Source organism: Streptomyces sp. NPDC014656 (genome assembly GCF_043084305.1).
In the GTDB taxonomy this organism is placed as follows: Bacteria; Actinomycetota; Actinomycetes; order Streptomycetales; family Streptomycetaceae; genus Streptomyces.
Map to the genome: position 1 here is coordinate 1 of NZ_JBIBZN010000031.1, position 23,716 is coordinate 23,716.

Genomic DNA, 23,716 nt, shown 5'->3' on the forward strand with positions numbered 1-23,716 from the left:
TTCATCCGGGCGATGTCGGACGCCATGATGATGTCCTTGTTGCCCGTCGTCGTGATGAAGATGTCCGCCGTCTCCACCACGTCGTCCAGCGTCGCAACCTGATAGCCGTCCATCGCCGCCTGCAGCGCGCAGATCGGGTCGATCTCCGTGACGATCACCCGGGCACCCTGACCGCGCAGCGACTCCGCACAGCCCTTGCCCACGTCGCCGTAACCGCAGACCACCGCGGTCTTGCCGCCGATCAGGACGTCCGTGGCACGGTTGATGCCGTCGATCAGGGAGTGACGGCAGCCGTACTTGTTGTCGAACTTCGACTTCGTCACGGCGTCGTTCACGTTGATCGCCGGGAAGAGCAGGGTGCCGGCCTGCATCATCTCGTAGAGGCGGTGGACGCCGGTGGTGGTCTCCTCGGTGACGCCGCGGATGTCGGACGCCAGCTGGGTCCACTTCTGCGGGGACTCGACGAGGGTGCGGTTGAGGAGCTGGAGGATGTAGGCGTACTCCTCGCTGTCCGCGGTGGACGGGTCCGGGGCGGAGCCGGCCTTCTCGAACTCGACGCCCTTGTGGACGAGGAGGGTGGCGTCACCGCCGTCGTCCAGGATCATGTTCGGGCCGCCGGTGGGCGTGTTCGGCCAGGTGAGGGCCTGCTCGGTGCACCACCAGTACTCCTCCAGGGTCTCGCCCTTCCAGGCGAAGACCGGGACGCCCTGCGGGTTCTCCGGGGTGCCGTTCGGGCCGACGGCGATGGCCGCGGCGGCGTGGTCCTGGGTGGAGAAGATGTTGCAGGAGGCCCAGCGGACGTCGGCGCCGAGGGCGACGAGGGTCTCGATGAGGACGGCGGTCTGGACCGTCATGTGGAGGGAGCCGGTGATGCGGGCGCCGGCGAGCGGCTGCGTCTCGGCGTACTCGCGGCGGATCGCCATCAGGCCGGGCATCTCGTGCTCGGCGAGGGTGATCTCCTTGCGGCCGAAGGTGGCGAGGGAGAGGTCGGCGACCTTGAAGTCCTGCTGTGCGGCAGTCGTCATGACGGGTGCTGCTCCTCGTGGGATCGCGTGGTGAGGGTCGGTCGTGGCGCCTGACACCGCGGTCGAGGCACCTGCGGGCACACGAATGCCCGGGTGGTTCGCGGTGCAGTCGTCGGAGGCCCTCTCTCCCTCGGCCGGTCTCCTGGGGGGACCGCCCGACCGCCATCAGCAGCGACGTCTGGCTCGTTACGAATCTACACCGGTCGGCGCACCGGCCGCAGGCCGCACGGCGAAGGCCCCCGGGTGCGCGCGGTGCGTCCCAGGGGCCTCGTCAGGGTGTTCTACGGGTGGTGCGGGGGCTCAGTGGCCGGTTCCGCCCGGGCTCTTGGCCGGATTCACGCCCCGGGCCGCGGCGGCGTCGTCGTAGATGTCCGGCTCCAGGTAGATGACCCGGGCGATCGGGACGGCGGCGCGGATGCGCTCCTCGGCGGCGTTGATGGCGGTGGCGACCTCGGTGGCGGTCTCGTCGTGCCGGACGGCGATCTTGGCGGCGACGAGGAGTTCCTCCGGGCCGAGGTGGAGGGTGCGCATGTGGATGAGGCGGGTGACGGACTCGCCGTCGACGACGGCGGCCTCGATCTTCTGGACGTCGTCGAGGCCGGCGGCCTCGCCGAGGAGCAGCGACTTGGTCTCGGCGGCGAGGACGATCGCGATGGCGATGAGCAGGACGCCGATGCAGAGGGTGCCGATGCCGTCCCAGACGCCGTCGCCGGTGAGGAGGGCGAGGCCGACGCCGCCGAGGGCGAGGACGAGGCCGACGAGGGCGCCGAGGTCCTCCAGGAGGACGACGGGCAGCTCGGGGGCCTTGGCGCGGCGGACGAACTGGGTCCAGGTCAGGCCGCCGCGGATCTGGTTCGACTCCTTGATGGCGGTGCGGAAGGAGAAGGACTCGGCGATGATCGCGAAGACCAGGACGCCGACCGGCCAGTACCAGGCCTCGATGGGGTGCGGGTCGTGGATCTTCTCGTAGCCCTCGTAGATGGCGAACATGCCGCCGACGGAGAAGAGGACGATGGAGACGAGGAAGGCGTAGATGTAGCGCTCGCGGCCGTAGCCGAAGGGGTGCTGGGGGGTGGCCTCCCGCTGGGCCTTCTTGCCGCCGAGGAGGAGCAGGCCCTGGTTGCCGGAGTCGGCGAGGGAGTGGACGCTCTCGGCGAGCATCGAGGACGAGCCACTGAAGAGGAACGCCACGAACTTGGCTGCGGCGATCGCGAGGTTGGCGGCGAGGGCCGCCACGATCGCCTTGGTTCCGCCTGACGCGCTCATGGGTCTGTCTGTTCCCTTCGTCGGTGCTCCGGTCCGCTGACCGTGGCCGTGGTACGGCCGGTCATTGTTGCATCAGGCCACGACGGTCGCGCGGAACACCGTGCCCGCTCCGGAGAGTTCGACACGCTCGTCGGCGGGAACGAAAACGGATTCGCCCGGCGCCAGGGTGATTTCGCCCGCTTTGGGGTGTCCTGCGGTGGCGAGCAGGATCTGCGGGGTGGCGGCGGTCAGGTCGGTGGGGGCGGCGCCCTCGGCGCGGACGAGGCGGGAGAGCCGGAACTCGTCGATGGGGGTGTCGTAGACCTCCTCGCCCGAGGGGGACGCCTCGGGGCGGAGCACGCCGGGGTCGGCCGGTTCGAAGCGGACGATCCGGAGGAGCTCGGGGACGTCGACGTGCTTGGGGGTGAGGCCGCAGCGCAGGACGTTGTCGCTGTTGGCCATGATCTCGACGCCGAGGCCGGAGAGGTAGGCGTGCGGGACGCCGGCGCCCAGGTAGAGGGCTTCGCCGGGCTGGAGCGTGACGTGGTTCAGGAGCATCGCGGCGATGACGCCGGGGTCGCCGGGGAAGTGGTGGGCGAGGAGCGCGTACGGGGCGTGGGCGCCGCCGAGGCGGTCGGCGGCCGCGGCCGCCTCGGTGACGGTGCGGGCCATCTCGTCGTGCTCGGCGGTGAGCAGGGCCGTGAGGACCTCGCGGAGCGCGGCCTCCTCCGGGTGGGCGTGGAGGAGGTCCACGTACGGCTTGAGGGAGTCGACGCCGAGGGCGGCGAGGGCGTCGGCGGCCTCGGCGGGGGCGCGGAATCCGCAGAATCCCTCGAACGGGGTGAGGGCGCAGATCATCTCGGGCTTGTGGTTGGCGTCCTTGTAGGTGCGGTGGGGGGCGTCGGCGGGGATGCCGGCGGCCTCCTCCGCGGCGTGGCCGGCGCGGGCCTGCTCCAGGTCGGGGTGGACCTGGAGGGAGAGCGGGGCGCCGGCGGCGAGCACCTTGAGGAGGAAGGGCAGGCGGGGGCCGAACTTCTCGACGGCGGCCGGGCCCAGTTCCCGTACGGGGTCGGCCTCGATCAGTTCGTTCAGCGGCCCGCGGGCGGTGAGCGAGGGGGCACCGGGGTGGGCGCCCATCCACATCTCGGCCTGCGGCTCGCCGGTGGGGGCGGTGCCGAGCAGTTCCGGGATGGCCGTCGTGGATCCCCAGGCGTAGGGACGGACGGTGTTGACGAGGCGTTCCATGGGGGTTCCAGCTCCTCGGGGCGGTGACGGTGGCGGTGCCAGACGACAGATGACAGGGGGAGGGTGACACGCGGGCGTCCAGGACCTGGCGTGCCGGTGTCCGGGGCCGTACGCCGGTGTGGCCCGGGGGCGTGCGGCGTGCGGCCCGTGGGGTGCGCCGGGGTCCGGCGCGTCCGTGCCCCTCCGTGTCGTGCTGTGCGTCGGGGGCCGGGCGTCAGGGGGCCAGGTGGCCCGAGGTCGTCAGAGCGAGGTAGACGGCGGCGAAGTCGGTGACGGCGAGGAGTTCCGCGAGGGTCTCCAGCGCGTCGCCCTCCTCGGGTTCGAGTTCGCTGACGGCGGTGTCGTGGCCGAGGGCGAGTTCGCGGGCGGCGGGGGCGGCGCTGAGGCCGTCGGCCGGGCGGTCGCGGAGGAGGAGGACGCGGGCGCGCGGGGCCTGGGTCTCGTCGACGCGGTCGCGGAAGAAGTCGTCGGGGTCGGCCGCGGCGGCGTAGGCGCCGGCGAGGAGGACGCCGTGGGCGGGGAGGGCCTCGGGGAGTTCGGCGGCGAGGGCGGGGAGGCCGGCGAGTTCGGCGAGGACGGCGGCGAAGCGGCGGCCGGCCGGGCCGGCGGCGTCGCCCTCGGTCCAGATCAGGGGCAGCGACTCGGCGAGTTCGGCGGCGAGGGTCTTGGCCGGGTTGGAGTAGGTGGCGATGGCGGGGCCGCAGCGTTCGGCGGTGCGGTCGAGCCGGTCGGCGACCCGTTCCAGGGCCTCGGGCGGGGCTTCGAGGAGGCCGACGCGGTCGAGGAGGGCGAGCAGCGGGGTGAACAGGGCCCACAGGGCGCCGGGGCTGGCGGCGAGGTTCTCGCCGTACTCGTCGGGTTCCTCGTGGGGGGCCATGGCCAGGGGGACGAAGAGGCCGTGGGAGCCGCTGACGGCCTCGGAGAGCGGGGAGCCCTGGGGGGCGACGGCGGCGACGGTGATGCCGCGGCGGTAGGCCTGTCCGGCGAGGAGCGCGAGGCCGGGTTCGGAGCCGTCGGTGGTGGGCAGCAGGAGCAGGTCCACGGGGCCGGCCCAGCCGGGCAGGGCCCAGCGCAGGGCGCCGGCGGCGGGGGCGACGCCGGTGGGCGCGAGCCGTACGACGGGGGCGGAGGCGCCGGCGAGGGCGCCGATCAGGTCGGCGACGCCGGCGGCGGCGGTGCCGGGGCCGGCGACGAGGACGGTGCGGGGGCGGCCCTCGGGGTGGAGGGCGGCGATGCCGGCCTCGGTGGCGTGGCGGGCGGCGGTCCTGACCCGGGCGCCGGCCTCGGCGGCGCCGCGGAGCAGTCCGCGGCGGTCGGCCACGGCGAGGGCGTCCGGTGCGTCTAGCAGGGTCTCGTCCAGCATGGGTGCCTCCGGGTGCGGTGCCGGGCGCGGGCGCGGCGCGGTGCGGGCGCAGGTGCGGGCGGGCGCTCCGGGTGAGCGTGCGGCGGGTGGGGCGCCGTCCTGGGGGTCTGCCCGCCCGTTCCTCCCCCGGGGACTTCGTCCGGGGGACCCCCGGCGGAGCGCGTGCCCGCGACGGGTCACGCGGGGCGGCGGGCCTCGTCCACGAGGAGGACCGGGATGGCGTCGCGTACCGGGTAGGCGAGGCCGCAGTCGGGGGACGTGCAGACCAGTTCGGGGGTCTCGTCCGCCGTGCGGTCGTTCAGCGGAGCGTGGCAGGCCGGGCAGGCCAGGATCTCCAGGAGGCCGGCTTCGAGCGGCATTGCGGTGTCCCTTCGTACCAGTGAACGGTGCTGGTCAGCCTACCGCCGGGGGCGGGGAGTCGCGGCTCGGCGGGCGGCGGCTCCCCGCTCCGGCGGGGTGGCGGGCGGTGGCGTCAGGCGGTGGCGCGGACGAGGGCGAGGACCTCGTCGCGGATGCCGGTCATGGTGGCCTCGTCGCGGGCCTCGACGTTGAGGCGGAGCAGCGGCTCGGTGTTGGACGGGCGGAGGTTGAACCACCAGTCGGCGGAGCTGACGGTGAGGCCGTCGAGCTCGTCGAGGGTGATGCCGTCCCGGTCGCCGTAGGCGGCCTTGACGGCGGCGGTGCGGGCGGCCTGGTCGGTGACGGTGGAGTTGATCTCGCCGGAGCCGGTGTAGCGGTCGTAGGAGGCGACCAGCTCGGACAGCGGGCCCTCCTGGCCGCCGAGGGCGGCGAGGACGTGGAGGGCGGCGAGCATGCCGGTGTCGGCGTTCCAGAAGTCCTTGAAGTAGTAGTGCGCCGAGTGCTCGCCGCCGAAGATCGCGCCGGTCTTCGCCATCTCCTCCTTGATGAAGGAGTGGCCGACGCGGGTGCGGACGGGGCTGCCGCCGTGCTCGCGGACGACCTCGGGGACGGACCAGGAGGTGATCAGGTTGTGGATGATCGTGCCGCCGGGGTTCTTGGCCAGTTCGCGGGCGGCGACGAGGGCGGTGATCGCGGACGGGGAGACCGGCTCGCCGCGCTCGTCGACGACGAAGCAGCGGTCGGCGTCGCCGTCGAAGGCGAGGCCGAGGTCGGCGCCCTCGGCGAGGACGCGGGCCTGGAGGTCGACGATGTTCTTCGGGTCGAGGGGGTTGGCCTCGTGGTTGGGGAAGGTGCCGTCGAGCTCGAAGTACATGGGGACGGTGTCGAGCGGGAGGCCGTCGAAGACGGTGGGGACGGTGTGGCCGCCCATGCCGTTGCCGGCGTCGACGACGACCTTGAGGGGGCGGATCGCGGTGAGGTCGACGAGCGCCTTGAGGTGGGCGGCGTAGTCGGTGAGGGTGTCCCGCTCGGTGACGGTGCCGGGGGTGGCGGCGGCCTCGGGGGCGCCTTCCGTCAGCCAGCGCTCGGTGAGGGCGCGGATGTCGGAGAGGCCGGTGTCCTGGCCGACGGGGGCGGCGCCGGCGCGGCACATCTTGATGCCGTTGTACTGGGCCGGGTTGTGCGAGGCGGTGAACATCGCGCCGGGCAGTCCGAGGCTTCCGGAGGCGAAGTACAGCTGGTCGGTGGAGCAGAGGCCGATGAGGGTGACGTCGGCGCCGAGGCGGGCGGCGCCGCGGGCGAAGGCGCCGGCGAGGCCGGGCGAGGAGGGGCGCATGTCGTGGCCGACGACGATGGCGTCGGCCTCGGTGACGCGGACGAAGGCGGCGCCGAAGAGTTCGGCGATCTTCTCGTCCCACTGGTCCGGGACCACCCCGCGGACGTCGTACGCCTTCACGATCTGCGACAGATCGGCAGTCACGGATCCACCCTCCTGAGTTCTCGGCACGCGTGTGCGGCGCGTGTGCGGAACGCCAAAACTACCCGGAGTGGGTGGGAGGGCACGCGGACGGTGGCCGGTTGTGGCTCGAGTCCGACCCGTGCGGCGGTCGGGTGCGGCGTGTTCCGGCTCAGTTGTCGGGGGAGCGGAGCACGCGCAGGTGGCCCCGGCGGCCGACCTCCATGGGGTCGCCGCCGCGTCCGCCGGGCTTGCCGGCCTCGGCGGCGCGTTCCTGGGGGCGGGCGGCCTCGCGGACCGCGTTGGCCAGGGCCTCCAGGTCGTCGCCGCTGGGGCGGGTGGGGGCGGAACCGTCGGAGAGCCGCACGACCTCCCAGCCGCGCGGGGCGGTGAGGCGCTCGCTGTGCTCGGCGCACAGGTCGTAGCAGTGGGGCTCGGCGTAGGTGGCGAGCGGGCCGAGGACCGCGGTCGAGTCGGCATAGACGTACGTCAGTGTCGCGACGGCAGGGCGGCCGCACGCGGTGCGCGAACAGCGACGTACAGGGCTCACGACGTTGGACGGTACCGCACTCTTGAGCGGGCCGCGACGACTCTCCCCCAGGTCACTCCACCGTGTCGTGGTGTGACGTCCGACACCCCCCTTCGGGTGGCGCCCGTTCCGACCTGCGGAGGAGGGGGCGCAAGGGGGGTGGGACGGGGGGCGATCCGGACAGGGAGGGGAGGGAATCCGGTCAGGCGCGGCCAGATGGCCGATCGCGAGCGGGTGCCGAATCGTTCCCCGGGGCGGCCGGAATGTTCAGGTTTCGACACCGGGTGGGGGTGGGGCGGGGGCGGGACGCGGTGATCGGCGGGTCCACGCCACCGTGCGGAGTGACCCAGGAGAGTTACGCTGCGTCAGTGATGGACACTCCTGTGCCGCCCGGTCAGCCCGGTCCCCCGCCCGGTGCCGGGGAGCCCTCGGCCGAGCCGCGGGTCCGCCGGCGCGACCGGCACGGCCGCGGGATGCGGGGGCCGGTCGCGCCGCCGCAGGTCCCGCTCTCCGTGAGCCGGGCGGACACCTTCCGCGATCTGGTCCTGGACTCGGTGGAGCGGCTGGAGCGGCGCTGGCCGCAGCTCCAGGACGTCGAGTTCATGATCATGGAGGTGCCGCCGCCGGTGTCGGGCGAGACGGTGCCGCTGGGCGGGTCGGTGCCGGCCGAGAAGCGGGAGCCCGCGAAGGTCGTCGTCTACCGGCGGCCGGTGGAGATCCGGTCCAAGAGCCGGGACGAGCGGGCGCTGCTGGTCCACGAGGTCGTGGTGGAGCAGGTCGCCGAGCTGCTCGGCCTCTCCCCCGAGTCGGTCGACCCCCGGTACGGGCAGGACTGACGGCCCGCCCGGACCGGGGCGCGCACCGGGGGCGGGCGTCAGTCGTCGAGGACCGTCAGGTCCTGGCGGGCGGTGGGCACCTGGACGGTGCCCCGGTCGTCCACCAGCGTCTGGACGGTGAACATCGGGATGCCGTCCTCGGTGACGCTCAGGGTGCGCGCCGCGTACACCGGTCCGCCGCCCGCGACGGGTTCGACGGTGACCGCGTAGGTGCCCTTGACGCCCTTCGGGGCGAGGTCGGTGAGGACGGTCGTGGTGCCCGCCTTGAGGGAGACGGTCCGGGTGGCGGGGCTGCCGCCCTCCGTGCCGGCCGAGGCGGTGACCTTCACCTGGGCGGCCGCCTCGGGCGCGGTGAGGGTGAGGGCGGAGCCCTTGGGGCGGTTGTCGGCGACCGTGGCGCGGTCGGTGACGGGGGCGGCGGCCGGGACGAAGGCCATCTCCGTGTCGGAGCCCTTGCCGCGGACGACCCGGAGCGCGGCCACGACCGGGACCTGCTTCTTGGGGTCGGTCGGGGTGAGCAGCAGGGAGGCGGCGGCTCCGCGGGTGAGGTCCGGCAGGTCGACGGAGGCGGTCATGCCGGACTTGACGTGCAGGGATTCGGCGGCGGTGGGGACGATCGTGCCGTTCGCGGTGACCAGCTGGATCTTCAGGTCGGCGTCGGCGTCGCCGGGGGCGAAGGCGACGAGGCGGACGCCGGTGGCGTCGCCGGGGATGCCGGGGAGGACCACGCGGGCCGCCGGGTCGGCGGAGGCGGCGAGCCAGTCGCTGCCCACGCCGTCGGCGGCGGAGCCGAGGGCGGCGCCGACGCGGCCGGTGCGGGTGGTGACGTGGGCCGTCAGGTTCTCCTGGGCGCCCTCGGCGAGGAGGGGGCCGAGGAGGACGGGGACGGTGGCGTGCGGCGGCACCTGGACGCCCTCGGGGATGGCGGTCTTCAGCTCGCCCTCGGGGCCGTACAGCTCGATGTCGGCGACGGCGAGGGTGTCGTCGGGGTTGGTGAGGTGGATGTAGTCGGCGCGGCCCTTGGCGGTGGAGGCGGCCGGGAACCAGAAGTCGGTGTCCGGGGCGGCGCAGTTCACGCCGAGGAGGCCGCGGGCGGCGCCGGCCGGGACGAGGGTGGTCTGCTGGACGGTCCAGCCGGGGGCGAGGGTGCCGGTGGCGGTGCCGGTGAGGCCGTGGCCGACGGCGCCGTCCGCGGCGACGGAGACGGGCTTGCCGGGGGCGGTGACGGAGGCGGGGGCCTTCGGGGCACCGGCCTTCTTGCCGGCGGGGGCGCTCGGGTTCTTGGCGATGCCGAGGACGGCGGTGGGCTTGGCGGCGGTGCCGCCGGCGGGGGCCGGGGCGGCCGTGGTGCCGGGCGGGGTGTACGAGGTGATGAGCGTCTCGGCGATCTCGGAGGCGCTGGGGGCGGGGCAGAGCAGGCTGGTGCGCTCGACGGGGAGGCGGGCCGCCCGGGGCGCGGTGGCGGTGGCGGACGCGGCGGCGGGCTCGCCGGGGGCGGTCAGCGCGGCGAAGCCGGTGACGGCGGCGAGGGCGGTGGCGACCGCGATCAGGGAGAGGGTGGTGCGCTTCACTGGTTGCTGCTCCCGTCGGGACGCTGCTCGGTGTCGTGGCCCTGGCCGCCCTGCGGGTATCCGTAGTCGTAGCCGGCGGTGCCGTCGTAGGGGGCGTACGCCTGCGGGTCCTGGGGGTCGTAGCCCTGCGGGGCCTGCGGGTCGTAGCCCTGGCCCTGGTCGTAGCCCTGGGTGGCGGGGTAGCCGCCCTGGGGGTCGTAGCCCTGTGGGGCCTGGGGGTCGTAGCCCTGGCCCTGGTCGTAGCCCTGGTTCTGGTCGTAGCCCTGTTGGGGGTACGTGTACGCCTGCTGCTGGTACGGGTCGGCGTACTCCTGGGCGTAGCCCTGCTGGTCGTACGACGGGGCGTACTGCTGCTGGGCGTAGGCCGGGTCCTGGCCCGCGGTGGCCCACTCGTCGGGCTCGGCGGGCTGCCGGTCGGGGGCGGCGGCGGGCTCGGCCTCGGGGGCGTCGGGCCATGCGCCGGTGCCGTCGGTCTCGGCGGCGGTCGCGGCGGCGGCCTCGGCCTCGGCGGCGGCGCGCAGCCGGCGGGCGCGGCGGCCGTCGCCGTCGGTGGCCTGGGCCGGGATGACGGCCTCCTCCTCGGGCAGGTCGTCGTCGATCTCGCGGCGGCGGCCGGGCAGGGCGAGGACGACGAGGACGACGGCGAGGCCGAGCTGGGTCCAGATCCAGGCGGTGTGGGCGAGGGGTTCGTCGTAGGTGAGGTCGAGGCGGCCGCCGCCCGCGGGGAGCTGGAAGCCCTGGGCCCAGCCGTCGACGGTGGTCGGGGTGAGCGCGGTGCCGTCGAGGGTGGCGGTCCAGTTCTCGTCGGCGCGGTCGGCGATGCGCAGGACGCGGCCGGCGGGGCCCGCGGGGACGTCGGCGTGGGCCTCGACGGGGCCGGCGGGGACGGGGACGGGGAGGGCGGTGCCCTCCGCGGCGGCGTCCGGGGCGGCGGTCTTGGCGGCGGGCGGGACGATCATCACGCGGGCGATCTCGCGGTCGACCCGCCAGAGCGCGGCGCCGTCGAGCTGGCTGAGCCGGGAGAGGCCGGGGGTGGTGTCGAGGACGCGGCTCATCTGGCGCGGCGAGCCGTCCTTCACCAGCAGGTACCGGATGGCGAAGGCGCTGAGTTCCTGGGTCTGGTCGGCGCCGGAGCCGGCGACCAGCTTGGCGACGACGGAGTCGAGGCGCGGGTCGGGCTCGGCGGTGCCGGTCAGTTCGGCGTCGCCGAGGCGGGCGCCGGAGCCCCGGACCAGGGTGTAGTCGACCGCGCCGGGCGAGGTGCCGGAGAGCACCAGGGTGCGGGGCTGGTCCTGCTGGCCGCTCTCCTCGGCGACGAAGGCGGGGACCTGGACGGGGTCGCGGCGGGTCAGCGGGCCGTCGGCGCCGCCGATCATCCAGCCGGTGGCGGCGACGGCGGGGCCGAGGGCGCAGGCGAGGGCGATCAGGGCGGCGACGGGCTGGCGCCAGCCGAAGCCGTGGGCGGCGACGCGGGTGCGGCCGCCCTCGGCGCCGAGCATGCCGGCGGCGATGAGGGCGGCGCCGTAGACGAGGGTGGCGGGGCCGGCCCAGCCGGTGCCGTCGGCGCCGTTGGACAGGGCGGCGAAGAGGAGGCCGGCGAGGGCGGCGGTCCAGGCGGTGAGGACGGCGGGGCGGCGCTCCTCGCGCAGGAGGGCGGCGAGCGCGGCGAGGACCAGGCCGAGGAGGAGGAGTCCGCCGGTGGTGCCGGGGCCGCCGGGGCTGCTCGCGAGCAGGTCGACGGCGGAGGCGGTGCCGGTGCGCAGGTCGAGGCCGGCCTCGTGGAGGAAGGCGGAGGGGTCGGTCAGCAGGGAGAGCGACCAGGGGGCCAGGGCGAGGACCGGGGTGCCGACGGCGGCGAGGAAGCGGAGCCCGTAGGCGGTGATGTCGTCGCGGCGGACGGCGAGGACGCCGAGGCCGAGGAGGACCGCGAGCGGCCACACGACGGGGGTGAAGGCGGTGGTGACGGTGAGCAGGAGGGCGTAGGCCCAGGTGGCGCGCCAGCTGCCGCGGTCGGGGCGGTTGAAGCCGTGGGCGGCGACGGCGGCGCGGGCCGTCGGCGGGAGCAGGACCGCGAGGACCGCGGTGCCGAGCCGGCCGGTGGCGAGGGCGCCGGTGGCGGCGGGCAGGAAGGCGTAGGCGACGGCGCCCCAGGCGAGCAGGAGGCGGGAGCCGACGAGGCCGCGGGCGGAGAGGTAGGCGGTGAAGCCGGCGAGCGGGACCGAGCAGACGAGCAGGACGGTCAGCGCGGTGGAGGTGGAGCCGAGGAAGAGCGCGGAGAGCGCGGCGAGGATGCCGAGGTAGGGCGGGGCGCTCTGGGTGCCGCCGGTGCCGAGGGTGTGCCAGGCGTCCGCGTAGCGGCCCCACAGGTCGGAGACGGTGTCGGGGGCGGGCAGCAGGACGCCGCCGGCGAGGGAGCCGCCGGCGAAGAGGTTGCGGCAGGCGACGAGGGAGACGACGAGGAGGAGGGCGAAGAGGACCGGTCCCGGCTTGCGGGCGATCTTCTTCAGGCGGGCGAACTGCTCGATCTCCAGGAAGTCGGCGTCGTCGCCGCCGGGGCCGGACTCGACGGCGCCGTGGCGGGAGCCGGAGTCCGGCTCGTCCGCTCCGAAGTGGGAGGCGAGCTGTTCGGCGGTGGCGCGGACGGTGGCGCCGGGCGGCGGGAAGAGGGGCCGGAGCTCGGCCGGCGGGATCTCGGGGTTCTTCCGCCGCTTGCGGGCGGCGAGGATCTTCTCGGGCCGCAGCAGGGTGGCGAGGAGGCCCATGATCTCGTCGACGGCCTGGCCGGGGGCCTTGCCGACGAGGAGGCCGAGGGTGCGCAGCACGGTGCCGAGGACGAGCCGCAGCAGGACGTAGGGGAGGGCGCGGCCGGAGGAGTTGGCCAGCAGGGCGTAGACGGCGGCGGCCTTGTCGACGCGGTGCGGGCTGGCGGCGGTGCGGCCGGCGCAGTCGACGGAGCGGCGCTCGCGGGCGGACGCCTCGGCGTGCCGCAGGACGGCGTCGGGGGCGACGAGGACGCGGTGGCCGGCGGAGTGGGCGCGCCAGCAGAGGTCGACGTCGTCGCGCATGAGGGGCAGGCGGCGGTCGAAGCCGCCGAGCTCCTCGAAGACGTCGCGGCGGATCAGCATGCCGGCGGTGGAGACGGAGAGGACGGGGCGGATCTGGTCGTGCTGGCCCTGGTCCTGCTCGCGGCGGTCGAGGCCGGTCCAGCGGCGGCCGCTGCGGGCGATGGTGACGCCGACTTCGAGGAGCTGCTTGCGGTCGTACCAGCCGCGCAGTTTGGGGCCGATGACGGCGGCGTACGCGTCGGAGTCGGCGACGCGCAGGAGTTCGGCGAGGGCGCCGGGCTCGGGGGCGCAGTCGTCGTGCAGCAGCCAGAGCCACTGGACCGGGTCGCCGTGCGGGAGTTCGGGGAGGTCGTAGGCCTCGTCGTTCCAGGTGCGGCTGACGGGGTCCCAGCCGCTGGGGCGCTTGAGGTAGGGCAGGTCCTCGGGTCCGAGCACGGGTGCGGTGCGGACGGCCTCGTCGACGGCGGCGCCGAAGCCGGTGCGGCGCGCGAGGTGCAGGACGCGGTCGTCGCCGACGGCTTCGGCGACGAGCTGCGCGGACTCGTCGGCGCTGCCGGTGTCGGCGGCGATCACGCTCTGCACCGGGCGCTCCTGGGCGAGCAGCCCGGAGAGCGCGTCGGGCAGCCAGCGGGCTCCGTCGTGGGTGACGAGCACGGCGGTGACGACGTGCCTGGGGAACTCAGGAGTTGAGGACATCGAGCTACGGGCCCTCCGGCCGGGGTCGCCCGCGGGGGGGCGTGGGGAGCGTCTCGGACGGAGGCCCACACTAACGGCTGTGGCGGGAGGGGTCCGCCCCTGTGGACGACGCCCTGTGGACGACGGGCGGGCGGACGGAGCGGCGGCGGGGGCGGCCGGTGGGGCGGTACGCGAAACGGTCCGCCTCCCGTGCCGTGCACGGGGGCGGACCGTCGGGGGTCTTCGTGGGGGTCGGGGCGGAGTGCCCCGCGGGGGTCTCGGGAGGGATCTTCGCGGAGGTCCGTTTCCGGCCGGTCGCCGGTTCAGACGGCGGCCTTCTTGAGCCGGCGCCGCTCCCGCTCGGAGAGGCCGCCCCAGATGCCGAAGCGCTCGTCGTTCTGCAGCGCGTACTCCAGGCATTCGGAGCGGACTTCGCAGGCGAGGCAGACCTTCTTGGCCTCGCGGGTCGAGCCGCCCTTCTCGGGGAAGAAGGACTCGGGGTCGGTCTGGGCGCACAGCGCGCGCTCCTGCCAGCCGAGTTCCTCGTCCGCGTCCTCGACCAGCAGTTCCTGGAACAACTCGGTCATCTGCGCCCCTCGTCTGTCTGTGCGTCCCGTGATGTCGCCGTGATCGAAACGGCCGAACGACACGAGTGAAATTACAAGTTCGTGCTCTGTGCGAGTCAAGCCGAGATCTGCTATTGGGCCCCGTATTCACTCTGCGGAACCAAGCCTATGCGGAAAGTGTTCAAATCACCAAAAAACGTGACACATGCCATCGGCGGTTCCCGCGGTGCCGTGCCTCCGTCCAGAAGGACGTACGAGGCGTGGATCTTGTTGCGATCCCGCCGGGGAAGCGATCCGGATCACAGTCCGATCACGGAGGGCGCTCACCACGGCCACCTCCACAGGCACGACTGCTGCGCCATCTTGCCTGGTCCGGGGCTGAACAAACCTTTCTCCGGGCACAGTAACCGGATGAGGTGAAACATTACCCCCAAATCGGGCATTGAGTTGACAGTCGGGTACCCCTCCCGCCACTTTGGTGGCATGCCAGCGACCGCAGCGCCCTCCGCGACCCACGCCCGTGGGTTCCGCCGCGCTGTCCAGGCGCGCTGTTGCTGTTGCTGTCCCAGCTGTTGATGCCCTCGAGCTCCGGCTGCTTCTCCCGGCGTCACCCTGCGTCACGCGTGTCACCTCTCTGCCCTTCCGGCCGTGACCCCTCACCGCATCTCCGTTTCTGCTGAGGAAAAACCCCCCGACATGAACATGGACAGCGACCTCCAGATCGCCGGCGACCTCATGGAGGTCCCCCACCTGCTCCAGCCCGAGCGCGAGCACCCCGTCACCGTCGCCGAGTTCGCCGGCCTCGCCCGCGAGATCGCCGCCGACCCCGCGCGGTGGGCCCCGCACGTCGAGTACGACGCCACCACCCGCTGGTACCACCGCCTGCGCACCGGGCCCGGCTACGAGGTGTGGCTGCTCTCCTGGGTGCCCGGCCAGGGCAGCGGCCTCCACGACCACGGCCGGTCCTCCGGCGTCCTCACCGTCCTGCGGGGCGAGTTGACGGAGCGCACCGACCGGGGCACGCGCGTCCTGCGGCCCGGCACCCAGCGGGTCTTCGCGCCCGGATACGTCCACGGGGTCTCCAACGACTCGCTGGAGCCGGCCGTCAGCCTCCACGTCTACTTCCCCGGCCTGACCGAGATGCCGATGCACGAGTCCATGCACGAGTCCATGCACGAGGCGCTCCAGGGCCGGTGCGCCCCGGCCGCCGCACACCCGGTGACCGCCTGACAGGCCGCCCGCCGCCCGGCCACCACCCCGCGGGGGACCAGCCGGCGGCTGACACACTGTCCGCATGCGCATTGTGGTTCTGGCCGGCGGCATCGGTGGTGCCCGTTTCCTTCGCGGTCTCAAGCAGGCCGTCCCGGACGCGGAGATCACGGTCGTCGGCAACACCGGTGACGACATCCATCTCTTCGGGCTGAAGGTCTGCCCCGACCTGGACACGGTGATGTACACCCTCGGCGGTGGCATCCACGAGGAGCAGGGCTGGGGCCGCGAGGGCGAGACCTTCGCCGTCAAGGAGGAGCTCGCCGCGTACGGCGTCGGACCCGAGTGGTTCGGCCTCGGCGACCGCGACTTCGCCACCCACATCGTCCGCACCCAGATGCTCGGCGCCGGCTACCCGCTGAGCGCCGTCACCGAGGCGCTCTGCGCCCGCTGGCGGCCCGGGGTGCGGCTGCTGCCGATGTCCGACGACCGCGTCGAGACGCACGTGGCGATCGAGGTCGACGGCGAGCAGCGCGCCGTGCACTTCCAGGAGTACTGGGTGAAGCTGCGCGCCTCCGTCGACGCGAAGGCCGTCGTGGCGGTCGGCGCGGAGGCCTCGAAGCCCGCGCCGGGCGTCCTGGAGGCGATCGCCGCGGCCGACGTCATCCTCTTCCCGCCGTCCAACCCGGTCGTCAGCGTCGGCACCATCCTCGCCGTGCCCGGCATCCGCGAGGCGGTCGCCGCCGCCCCGGCGCCGGTCGTCGGCCTCTCCCCCATCGTCGGGGACGCGCCGGTGCGCGGCATGGCCGACAAGGTCCTCGCGGCGGTCGGCGTCGAGTCGACGGCCGCGGCCGTGGCCCGCCACTACGGCTCCGACCTGGTCGACGGCTGGCTGGTGGACACCGTGGACGCGGGCTCCGTCGCCGACGTCGAGGCGGCCGGCATCGCCTGCCGCGCGGTGCCGCTGATGATGACCGACGTGGACGCGACCGCCGAGATGGCGCGGGCGGCGCTCGCGCTGGCCGAGGAGGTCCGCGCGTGACGCCCGGTCCGGCGGCCCCGGCGCCCTCGTACCGGGTGTGGGGACTGACCGGGCTGCCCGAGGTGGCGCCCGGCGACGATCTGGCCGGGCTGATCGCGTCCGTCTCCCCCGGCCTGGAGGACGGCGACGTCCTGCTGGTCACCTCCAAGATCGTGAGCAAGGCGGAGGGGCGGATCGTCGCCGCCGACGACCGCGAGGAGGCCATCGACGCCGAGACGGTGCGGGTGGTGGCGCGGCGCGGCGCGCTGCGCATCGTCGAGAACCGGCAGGGCCTGGTGATGGCCGCGGCCGGGGTCGACGCCTCCAACACCCCGGCGGGGACGGTGCTGTTGCTGCCGGAGGACCCGGACGGGTCGGCGCGGCGGATCCGGGCCGGGGTGCGCGAGGCGCTGGGCGTGGACGTCGGCGTCGTCGTCACGGACACCTTCGGGCGGCCCTGGCGCGCCGGGCTGACCGACGTCGCGATCGGCGCGGCGGGCGTGCGGGTCCTGGACGACCTGCGGGGCGTCACCGACTCCCACGGCAACGAGCTGAACGTCACCGTCGTCGCCACCGCCGACGAACTCGCCGCCGCCGGCGACCTGGTGAAGGGCAAGGCCACCGGCGTGCCCGTCGCCGTCGTGCGCGGCCTGCCGCACGTGGTGGGCGGGGACGGGGAGCCGGGGGCCCGGGCGCTGGTGCGCTCCGCCGCGGACGACATGTTCCGCCTCGGCACCTCGGAGGCCGTGCGCGAGGCGGTGACGCTGCGGCGGACGGTGCGGGAGTTCACCGACGACCCCGTCGACCCCGGGGCGGTACGGCGCGCGGTCGCCGCGGCCGTGACGGCGCCGGCCCCGCACCACACCACCCCGTGGCGGTTCGTCCTCCTGGAGTCCGCCGGGTCGCGGCTGCGGCTCCTGGACGCGATGCGGGACGCGTGGATCGCGGACCTGCGGCGGGACGGCAAGTCCGAGGAGTCCATCGCGAAGCGGGTGCGGCGCGGGGACGTCCTGCGGAACGCGCCCTACCTCGCCGTCCCCTGCCTCGTCATGGACGGCTCCCACCACTACGGCGACCCGCGCCGGGACGCCGCCGAGCGCGAGATGTTCGTCGTCGCGGCCGGCGCGGGCGTGCAGAACTTCCTCGTCGCGCTGGCCGGTGAGCGGCTGGGCTCGGCCTGGGTCTCCTCGACCATGTTCTGCCGGGACGTCGTACGGGACGTGCTCGGGCTGCCGGAGGGCTGGGACCCGATGGGGGCGGTGGCCATCGGACGGCCCGCCGGGGCGGCCAAGGAACGGCCGGGGCGGCTCGCCTCGGACTTCGTCGAGGTGCGCTGACCCGCGCCCCCTCCCCCGCGCCCTCCCTCAGAGGCGGGTGATGTCGTTCGGCGCCAGGCGGGGGGCCCGGCGGGGCGGGGTGCGGCCGCTGAGGAGGATCAGGCGGGCGGCCCGGTGGCGCTGGCCCTCGTAGGGGGCCAGGAGTTCCAGCATCGTCGCGTCGTCGGCCGTGCGGTCGCCCGCCAGGGCCCAGCCGACGATGCCCGGGAGGTGGAGGTCGCCCGTGGTGACCTCGTCGGGGGCGCCGTTGCTGCGCTGGATCGTCTCGGCGGAGGTCCAGGGGCCGATGCCCGGGACCAGCTCCAGGCGTCGGCGGGCCTCCGGGGGCGGCAGGTGCGCCGCCTCCTCCAGCCGGGGGGCCACGCGCGCGGCGCGGACGATCGTGGCGGCGCGCTTGCCGTCGACGTTGGCGCGGTGCCACTCCCAGGACGGGATCCTCGCCCAGGTGCGGGCGTCCGGCATCACGTGGAGGCCCTCGGGCACCGGGCCGGGGGCCGGTTCGCCGTACTGGCGGACCAGGCGGCGCCAGGAGCCGTACGCCTCCGTCGTCGTGACCTTCTGCTCCAGGACGGACGGGATCAGGGACTCCAGGACCAGTCCGGTGCGGGTGAGGCGGAGGCCGGGGCGGCGGCGGTGGACCGTGAGGAGGAGCCGGTGGCGGGGGACGAAGGCGGCGGGGTCGTCCTCGGCGCCGAGGAGGGCGGGGAGGTTCTCTTCGAGCCAGGCCGCGCCCGGGCCCCAGGTGTCCGTCGCGACCTCGGTGCCGTGCGCCCTCGCGCGGAGCGTGGCCGGGCCCTCCGGGGTGCGGGTGGCCCGCCAGACGGAGCCGTCCTCGGTGACGCGGAAGGTGGGGTCGTGGGGGCCCCTGCGGAGGGGGCCGAGGGTGAGGCCGAGGTCCGGCGGGCCCTGCCGCCGCTCGTCCGGGACCCGGGTGTCGCCGCCGCGGACGGTGGTGCGGGTGGGTGGTGGTGCGAAGCGGCCGGCCATGCGTACGAGCGTAGCCGGGCGGGCGGACGGGGGGTGGTCTCCCGGACCACCCCCTCGGGCGTCACTGGTCCGAGCTGAAGCGGACCGTGCCGGCGGGGAGGGTGGCGTCGCACCAGATGCGGATGCCGTCGCGGAGTTCGTTGTCGGGGCCCACGTGGGCGCCGTCCCCGATGACCGCGCCGGTGAGGACCGAGCGGGCTCCGATGCGGGCGCCGGCGCCTATGAGGGAGTCGGTGACGACCGCGCCGGGTTCCACCGTGGCGCCGGCCAGGAGGGTGGAGCCCGTGACGCGGGCGCCCTCGCCCACCGTCGCGTTCGCGCCGACCACCGTGCCGCCGGTCACCTTGGCGTCGGGGGCCACCCGGGCCGAGGGGAGGATCAGGCGGTCGCCGCAGCGGCCGGGGACGGCCGGGGAGGGGGCGCGGCCCAGGACCAGGTCGGCGGAGCCGCGGACGAAGGCCTGCGGGGTGCCGAGGTCCAGCCAGTACGTGGAGTCGACCATGCCCTGGAGGTGGGCGCCCGCGGCGAGGAGCTCCGGGAAGGTCTCGCGCTCCACGGAGACCGGGCGGCCGGTGGGGATCGAGTCGATGACCGAGCGGCGGAAGACGTACGCGCCGGCGTTGATCTGGTCGGTGACGATCTCCTCCGGGGTCTGCGGCTTCTCCAGGAAGGCCGTCACCCGGCCCGTCCCGTCGGTGGGGACCAGGCCGAAGGCCCTCGGGTCCTCGACGCGCGTGAGGTGGAGGGAGACGTCGGCGCCGGAGTCGGCGTGCGTGGCCACCAGGGCGCGGATGTCGAGGCCGGTGAGGATGTCCCCGTTGAAGATGAGGACGGGCTCGTCGGGGCCCGAGTGGAGGCGGGAGGCCACGTTGCGTATCGCGCCGCCGGTGCCGAGCGGTTCCTCCTCCGTCACGTACTCCAGGCTCAGACCGAGGTCGGAGCCGTCGCCGAAGTGCGGCTCGAAGACCTCGGCGAGGTAGGAGGTGGCGAGCACGATGTGCTCGACGCCGGCGGCCTTGGCCCGGGCCAGCTGGTGCGTCAGGAAGGGAACGCCGGCCGCCGGGACCATGGGCTTGGGCGTGTTGACCGTGAGCGGTCGCAGCCGGGTGCCCTTGCCCCCGACCAGGAGGATCGCCTCTGTCACGTGTCGTCTCTGCTTCCTGCTTCGGGGCCGGTCAGCGCGCCCGTCTCGGTCGTCCGTGCGATATGACCGGTCAGTTTATGCAGATGGTTGCCTCCGTGCCCCCCTCAACGCCGACCCTGGTACTTCGCGGAGGAGGCCCGGGCGGTTCCGAGCTTGCCGTAGAGGCGTTTGCCGGGGCACTCCGTGGCGAAGCCGTCGCGGTGTCCGGCAATGGTGTGGAAGCGGACCTTCCGGCCCTTCTTGTAGAGGTTGCCGCCGCCGGAGACGAGGGTCTGGGTGCCCTTGGGGTCGATGCCGTGGAGCCCGAGTTTCCAGGCCGTGAGGCGGGCGACGGCGGTCACGGCGGCGGCCGGCGGGGTGCTGCTGCTGAAGGTGCCGAGGACGGCGATGCCCATGCTGTTGGTGTTGAAGCCGAGGGTGTGCGCGCCGAGGACCGGCTTCGCCACTCCCCCGGCCCGGCCTTCGTAGATGTTCCCGCACTTGTCGACGGCGAAGTTGTAGCCGAAGTCACGCCAGCCGCTGCTCTTCACGTGGTAGCGGTAGATACCGCGCAGGACGGAGGGGACCTGGCCGCACGTGTAGTTGTTGCCGGTGGCGCTGTGGTGGACGAAGGCCGCCTTGATCGTCTTGGTGTAGACGAAGCCCTTCTCGCGGATCCGCTCGTCGGCGCCCCAGCCCTTGCGGGTGACGATCCTGGGGCGGGGGCCGATGTACGGCTTCTTCGCCGCCGCCTGGACCGGCTCGGCGGCCGGTCGCGCCGGCTCGGCCGCCGCCTCGTGGACCGGCGCGGCCACCGTCCCGTCCTGGGACTCGGCCGGGATCACGGCCGAGCCGTACGGCGCCAGCGGGCTGTTCACGCCGCTCGCGGCGGCCTCCGCGGCCGTCAGGACGGCGGGCGGGGCCATCGCCCGGGTGCCGGGGGCGGGGGCGGGGGCCGGCCCCTCGCCCGGGTCGACCAGTTCGACGCGCAGGCCGGCCGGGAGCGGAGCCGTACCCGCGCGGTCCTCCGCCGCGCCTTCCTCCGCCCGTACGCGGATCTCGACGCCGTCCGAGTCGCCGACCCAGAGCGGGGCGGTGGAGCCGCGCAGGGTGCCGGTGGCGCCCTCGGCCGTCTCCGGGTCGGCGCCGTGCTCCTCGTTGTGGGTCTCGACGTCCTGCCACGGGGACCAGACGCCGTCGGCGGTGGAGCGGGTGCGGACCTGGACGGTGCCGTGCAGCGCCGCCGCCGGGTCGTCCCAGACCACCCCGACGAGCGAGAAGGGCCTGACGTCCCGGCGGCCCAGGCCCTGCTCCCGTACGGCGCCGGGGTCGCCGAAGGAGCGTACGGAGGCGCCCAGCGGGCGGAGCGGCAGCGACTGGGTGGCGCCCGGCAGCTCGTCCTGGGCCGGTGGCAGGGCGTTCGCCGCCGGGCGCGCGGTGGCCGTCGCGGGGGCGACGAGGAAGACCGGCAGGGCGAGCGCGGTCGCGCAGGCGACGGCGATCGAGGAGGCGAGTGAGGCACGCATGGGCCGATCCTGCGGAGCGGACGGGCGGGGCGCGCGGCGGGCGGCGGGCGGAACCGGACGGCGCGTCAGGCCGTCCGGAGGACACCATCACCGGTCCGGCCCAGCGCGGCGCGCCGGCCCGCGTACCCTGTGCGGCGTGAACGCCAGCGACCGCACCCCCGCCGACCTGCTGCGATCCGCGCTCGCCGCGGACCCCGCCCGCCCCCTGGTCACCTACTACGACGACGCCACCGGTGAGCGGGTGGAATTGTCCGTCGCCACCTTCGCCAATTGGGTGGCGAAGACGGCCAACCTCCTCCAGGGCGAGCTGTCCGCCGAGCCCGGCGACCGGCTCGCGCTGCTGCTGCCCGCGCACTGGCAGACCGCCGTCTGGCTGCTCGCCTGCTCCTCCGTCGGGGTGACGGCCGAGCTGGGCGGCGACCCGGCGGGCGCCGACCTGGTGGTGGCGGGGCCGGACGCGCTGGAGGCGGGTCTCGCCTGCTCCGGGGAGCGGATCGCGCTCTCCCTGGCGCCGCTGGGGCGCCGCTTCCCCGTCCCGCCCGCCGGATACGCGGACTACGCGGTCGAGGTGCCGGGCCAGGGCGACCGCTTCGCGCCGTTCGCGCCGGTGGACGCGGACGCGCCGGCCCTCGTCGTCGACGGTACGGAACGCAGCGGGGCGCAGCTCGTCGAGCAGGCCCGGCTCGACGCCGTGCGGTTCGGGCTCGGCCCCGGCTCGCGGCTGCTGTCCGGGCTGCCGTACGAGGGCTGGGAGGGCCTGTCGGCGGGGCTGTACGCGCCGCTGGCCGCGGGCGGCTCCGTGGTGCTGTGCCGGCACGTGGGCGAACTGGCGCCGGAGTCGCTGGAGAAGCGGATCGAGAGCGAGCGGGTCACGGCCACGGCGCTCTGACGGCGGCCGGCGCGGGGCGTTCGCGCCTCCGCCGCGTCCGGTCCACCCGTTCGGCCGATCGACGCGCCGCGTACCCGCGACCGTACGCCGAGTCCGGTACATGATCGGCGCGGGGGGAGTCGTCTCCTCCGTACAACCCCGCGTCGGGTTCGGCCGTCTCCTTCTGCGAACGCCGGGCGCCCGACGCGCCCGCGACGCCCCGAAGGACGGACTGACGACGTGACGGACCGCGCTGGCACGCCCGCCGAACCGGACCCGGAACCGGAGCAGGAGACGGAGCAGGAGACGGAGACGGAGTCCGTCGGCCCCGAGGGCTCCGGCGGCTCCGGCGGCTCCGGGGACGGGCCCTCCGGCGCGCCCGCGGGGCCGCGGCGGCACTGGCTGCGGTGGACGGCGCTCGGCGTCTCGGTCGTGCTGCTCGGCGCGGCCGGTACCGGCTGGTGGTTCTACCGGAAGCTCGACGACAACATCACCACGGACACCACCGCGGCGGACGAGCTGCGCCGGTACGAGAAGGAGCGCCCGGCCGCCGTCGTGTCGGCCGCCCGGAACATCCTCCTGATCGGCTCGGACACCCGCTCCGGCGAGGGGAACAGCGAGTACGGCCGGGACAAGGGCACCCAGCGCTCGGACACGGTGATCCTGCTGCACCTGGCGGCCGACGAGTCGGGGGCGACGGCCGTGTCCATCCCCCGGGACCTGATGGTGACGATCCCGAGCTGCGCCAGGACCGAGGGGGGCCGCACCCGGGAGCGGTCGGCGCAGTTCAACTGGGCCTTCGAGTGGGGCGGGACGGCGTGCACGATCCGTACCGTCGAGAAGCTGACCGGGATCCGGGTCGACCACCACATGGTGATCGACTTCCGGGGCTTCAAGAAGATGGTGGACGCGGTGGACGGGGTCGAGGTCTGCCTCAAGGAGCCGGTGGACGACAGCGACGCCAAGCTGAAGCTGCCGGCGGGCCGGCAGACGCTGGACGGGGAGCAGGCGCTGGGCTTCGTCCGGGCCCGCAAGTCGCTGGGGAACGGCAGCGACACCGAGCGGATGGACCGGCAGCAGATGTTCCTGGGCGCGCTGGTCAACAAGGTGCAGAGCGACGGGGTGCTGCTGAACCCGGCGAAGCTGTACCCGGTGCTCGACGCGGCGACGAAGTCCATCACCACGGACCCGGGGCTCGACTCGCTGCGGGACCTGTACGAGCTGGCGCGGACGATGCGGTCCGTCCCGACGGAGAAGGTCCAGTTCCTGACGGTGCCGCGGCGGCCGTACACGTACAACGCGAACAGGGACGAACTGGTGCAACCCGCCGCGAGTGAGCTTTTCCGGCAACTCCGGGAGGACAGACCGGTCGTGGTGACCCCGGCGGAACCGGACGGGGGTGCCGACGCATCCTCCGACGGGAAGCCCGACGAGCCTGCCGACGCGGGCACGCCCGTGCCGAGCTCTACGCCCACCTTCACCGGGCGGAACGCGGCCGAAGGGGTGTGCTCGTAGCGACGCGGGGGGCGGACGGGTAAAGCGGGGCCCAAGGGAGGGGTGGAGGGCGATGTGGTTTGAGCAAAATTGCCCGGTTGTAAGGGGCGTGGAATTTGTCACGGACGTCGCCCCGCGCTGAACTGGGCGGATAGTGTGACGCGATCCGGTGCACCCGACCGCGTGGTCGCACTCAGCCAAGGATCGAACGACCG

19 protein-coding genes are annotated in these 23,716 nt (G+C 74.6%); 6 read left to right on the forward strand and 13 right to left on the reverse strand.

The annotated features are described in order from the left end of the window. From ACF1ED_RS36680 to ACF1ED_RS36710, 7 genes are all read right to left on the reverse strand, one after another. On the reverse strand, positions 1-1,025 hold a 1,025-nt coding region (locus ACF1ED_RS36680), incomplete at its 3' end, for an adenosylhomocysteinase (RefSeq protein ID WP_391767702.1). Between the two features lie 300 nt (positions 1,026-1,325). Continuing rightward, a complete protein-coding gene (locus tag ACF1ED_RS36685; RefSeq protein ID WP_391767703.1) occupies positions 1,326-2,291 on the reverse strand; it encodes a cation diffusion facilitator family transporter in 966 nt (321 codons plus the stop codon). A 72-nt stretch (positions 2,292-2,363) separates the two neighbouring features. After that, the gene (gene manA, locus ACF1ED_RS36690; protein ID WP_391767704.1) at positions 2,364-3,515 is read right to left on the reverse strand and encodes a mannose-6-phosphate isomerase, class I; all 1,152 of its coding nucleotides are present in this window, start codon (positions 3,513-3,515) and stop codon (positions 2,364-2,366) included. A 214-nt stretch (positions 3,516-3,729) separates the two neighbouring features. Further along, entirely contained in the window at positions 3,730-4,878 is a 1,149-nt protein-coding gene (locus ACF1ED_RS36695; RefSeq protein WP_391767705.1) for an SIS domain-containing protein, read from the reverse strand. A gap of 176 nt (positions 4,879-5,054) precedes the next feature. After that, complete coding sequence (locus ACF1ED_RS36700) at positions 5,055-5,237, reverse strand: Trm112 family protein (RefSeq protein WP_189853622.1); 183 nt, start codon at positions 5,235-5,237, stop codon at positions 5,055-5,057. Between the two features lie 113 nt (positions 5,238-5,350). After that, positions 5,351-6,718, reverse strand: a complete 1,368-nt coding sequence (locus ACF1ED_RS36705; RefSeq protein ID WP_391767706.1) for a phosphomannomutase/phosphoglucomutase — start codon at positions 6,716-6,718, stop codon at positions 5,351-5,353. 148 nt (positions 6,719-6,866) lie between these two features. Beyond that, positions 6,867-7,295, reverse strand: coding sequence for a DUF3499 domain-containing protein (locus tag ACF1ED_RS36710; RefSeq protein WP_390073461.1), 429 nt, complete (start codon positions 7,293-7,295; stop codon positions 6,867-6,869). A gap of 299 nt (positions 7,296-7,594) precedes the next feature. Between ACF1ED_RS36710 and ACF1ED_RS36715 the strand changes: the two genes are divergently transcribed. After that, on the forward strand, positions 7,595-8,059 hold the full coding sequence (locus ACF1ED_RS36715) for a metallopeptidase family protein (RefSeq protein WP_391767707.1): 465 nt from the start codon (positions 7,595-7,597) through the stop codon (positions 8,057-8,059). Positions 8,060-8,097: 38 nt separating this feature from the next. Here the strand turns inward: ACF1ED_RS36715 and ACF1ED_RS36720 are convergent, their stop codons facing one another. From ACF1ED_RS36720 to ACF1ED_RS36730, 3 genes are all read right to left on the reverse strand, one after another. After that, positions 8,098-9,630, reverse strand: coding sequence for a DUF5719 family protein (locus tag ACF1ED_RS36720; RefSeq protein ID WP_391767708.1), 1,533 nt, complete (start codon positions 9,628-9,630; stop codon positions 8,098-8,100). Continuing rightward, entirely contained in the window at positions 9,627-13,391 is a 3,765-nt protein-coding gene (locus ACF1ED_RS36725) for a glycosyltransferase (protein WP_391767709.1), read from the reverse strand. The genes ACF1ED_RS36720 and ACF1ED_RS36725 overlap by 4 nt, the downstream gene beginning before the upstream one ends. Before the next feature lie 302 nt (positions 13,392-13,693). Beyond that, positions 13,694-13,957 (reverse strand): WhiB family transcriptional regulator, encoded by a 264-nt coding sequence (locus ACF1ED_RS36730; RefSeq protein ID WP_015033978.1) that lies wholly within the window; start codon positions 13,955-13,957, stop codon positions 13,694-13,696. 675 nt (positions 13,958-14,632) lie between these two features. On the opposite strand from ACF1ED_RS36730, the gene ACF1ED_RS36735 reads away from it, so the two are divergent. The 3 genes from ACF1ED_RS36735 (at position 14,633) to ACF1ED_RS36745 (ending at position 17,503) form a co-directional block, all read left to right on the forward strand. Further along, positions 14,633-15,166 (forward strand): cysteine dioxygenase, encoded by a 534-nt coding sequence (locus ACF1ED_RS36735; protein WP_391767710.1) that lies wholly within the window; start codon positions 14,633-14,635, stop codon positions 15,164-15,166. 64 nt (positions 15,167-15,230) lie between these two features. Next, a complete protein-coding gene (gene cofD / locus ACF1ED_RS36740) occupies positions 15,231-16,187 on the forward strand; it encodes a 2-phospho-L-lactate transferase (protein WP_391767711.1) in 957 nt (318 codons plus the stop codon). Beyond that, positions 16,184-17,503, forward strand: a complete 1,320-nt coding sequence (locus tag ACF1ED_RS36745; RefSeq protein WP_391767712.1) for a coenzyme F420-0:L-glutamate ligase — start codon at positions 16,184-16,186, stop codon at positions 17,501-17,503. The genes cofD and ACF1ED_RS36745 overlap by 4 nt, the downstream gene beginning before the upstream one ends. Positions 17,504-17,530: 27 nt before the next feature. Here the strand turns inward: ACF1ED_RS36745 and ACF1ED_RS36750 are convergent, their stop codons facing one another. The 3 genes from ACF1ED_RS36750 to ACF1ED_RS36760 all read right to left on the reverse strand — a co-directional run bounded on the left by ACF1ED_RS36750 (position 17,531) and on the right by ACF1ED_RS36760 (position 21,139). Beyond that, positions 17,531-18,490, reverse strand: a complete 960-nt coding sequence (locus tag ACF1ED_RS36750) for a DNA-3-methyladenine glycosylase family protein (protein ID WP_391767713.1) — start codon at positions 18,488-18,490, stop codon at positions 17,531-17,533. 61 nt (positions 18,491-18,551) lie between these two features. Next, positions 18,552-19,634: a sugar phosphate nucleotidyltransferase gene (locus tag ACF1ED_RS36755; RefSeq protein ID WP_391767714.1), complete on the reverse strand. Its 1,083-nt coding sequence runs from the start codon at positions 19,632-19,634 to the stop codon at positions 18,552-18,554. 104 nt (positions 19,635-19,738) lie between these two features. Then, complete coding sequence (locus tag ACF1ED_RS36760; RefSeq protein WP_391767715.1) at positions 19,739-21,139, reverse strand: peptidoglycan recognition protein; 1,401 nt, start codon at positions 21,137-21,139, stop codon at positions 19,739-19,741. 136 nt (positions 21,140-21,275) lie between these two features. On the opposite strand from ACF1ED_RS36760, the gene ACF1ED_RS36765 reads away from it, so the two are divergent. Both ACF1ED_RS36765 and ACF1ED_RS36770 read left to right on the forward strand, forming a co-directional pair. Further along, positions 21,276-22,028: a TIGR03089 family protein gene (locus ACF1ED_RS36765; RefSeq protein WP_391767716.1), complete on the forward strand. Its 753-nt coding sequence runs from the start codon at positions 21,276-21,278 to the stop codon at positions 22,026-22,028. A 219-nt stretch (positions 22,029-22,247) separates the two neighbouring features. Further along, positions 22,248-23,522 (forward strand): LCP family protein, encoded by a 1,275-nt coding sequence (locus ACF1ED_RS36770; protein ID WP_391767717.1) that lies wholly within the window; start codon positions 22,248-22,250, stop codon positions 23,520-23,522. Positions 23,523-23,716: the final 194 nt, after the last annotated feature.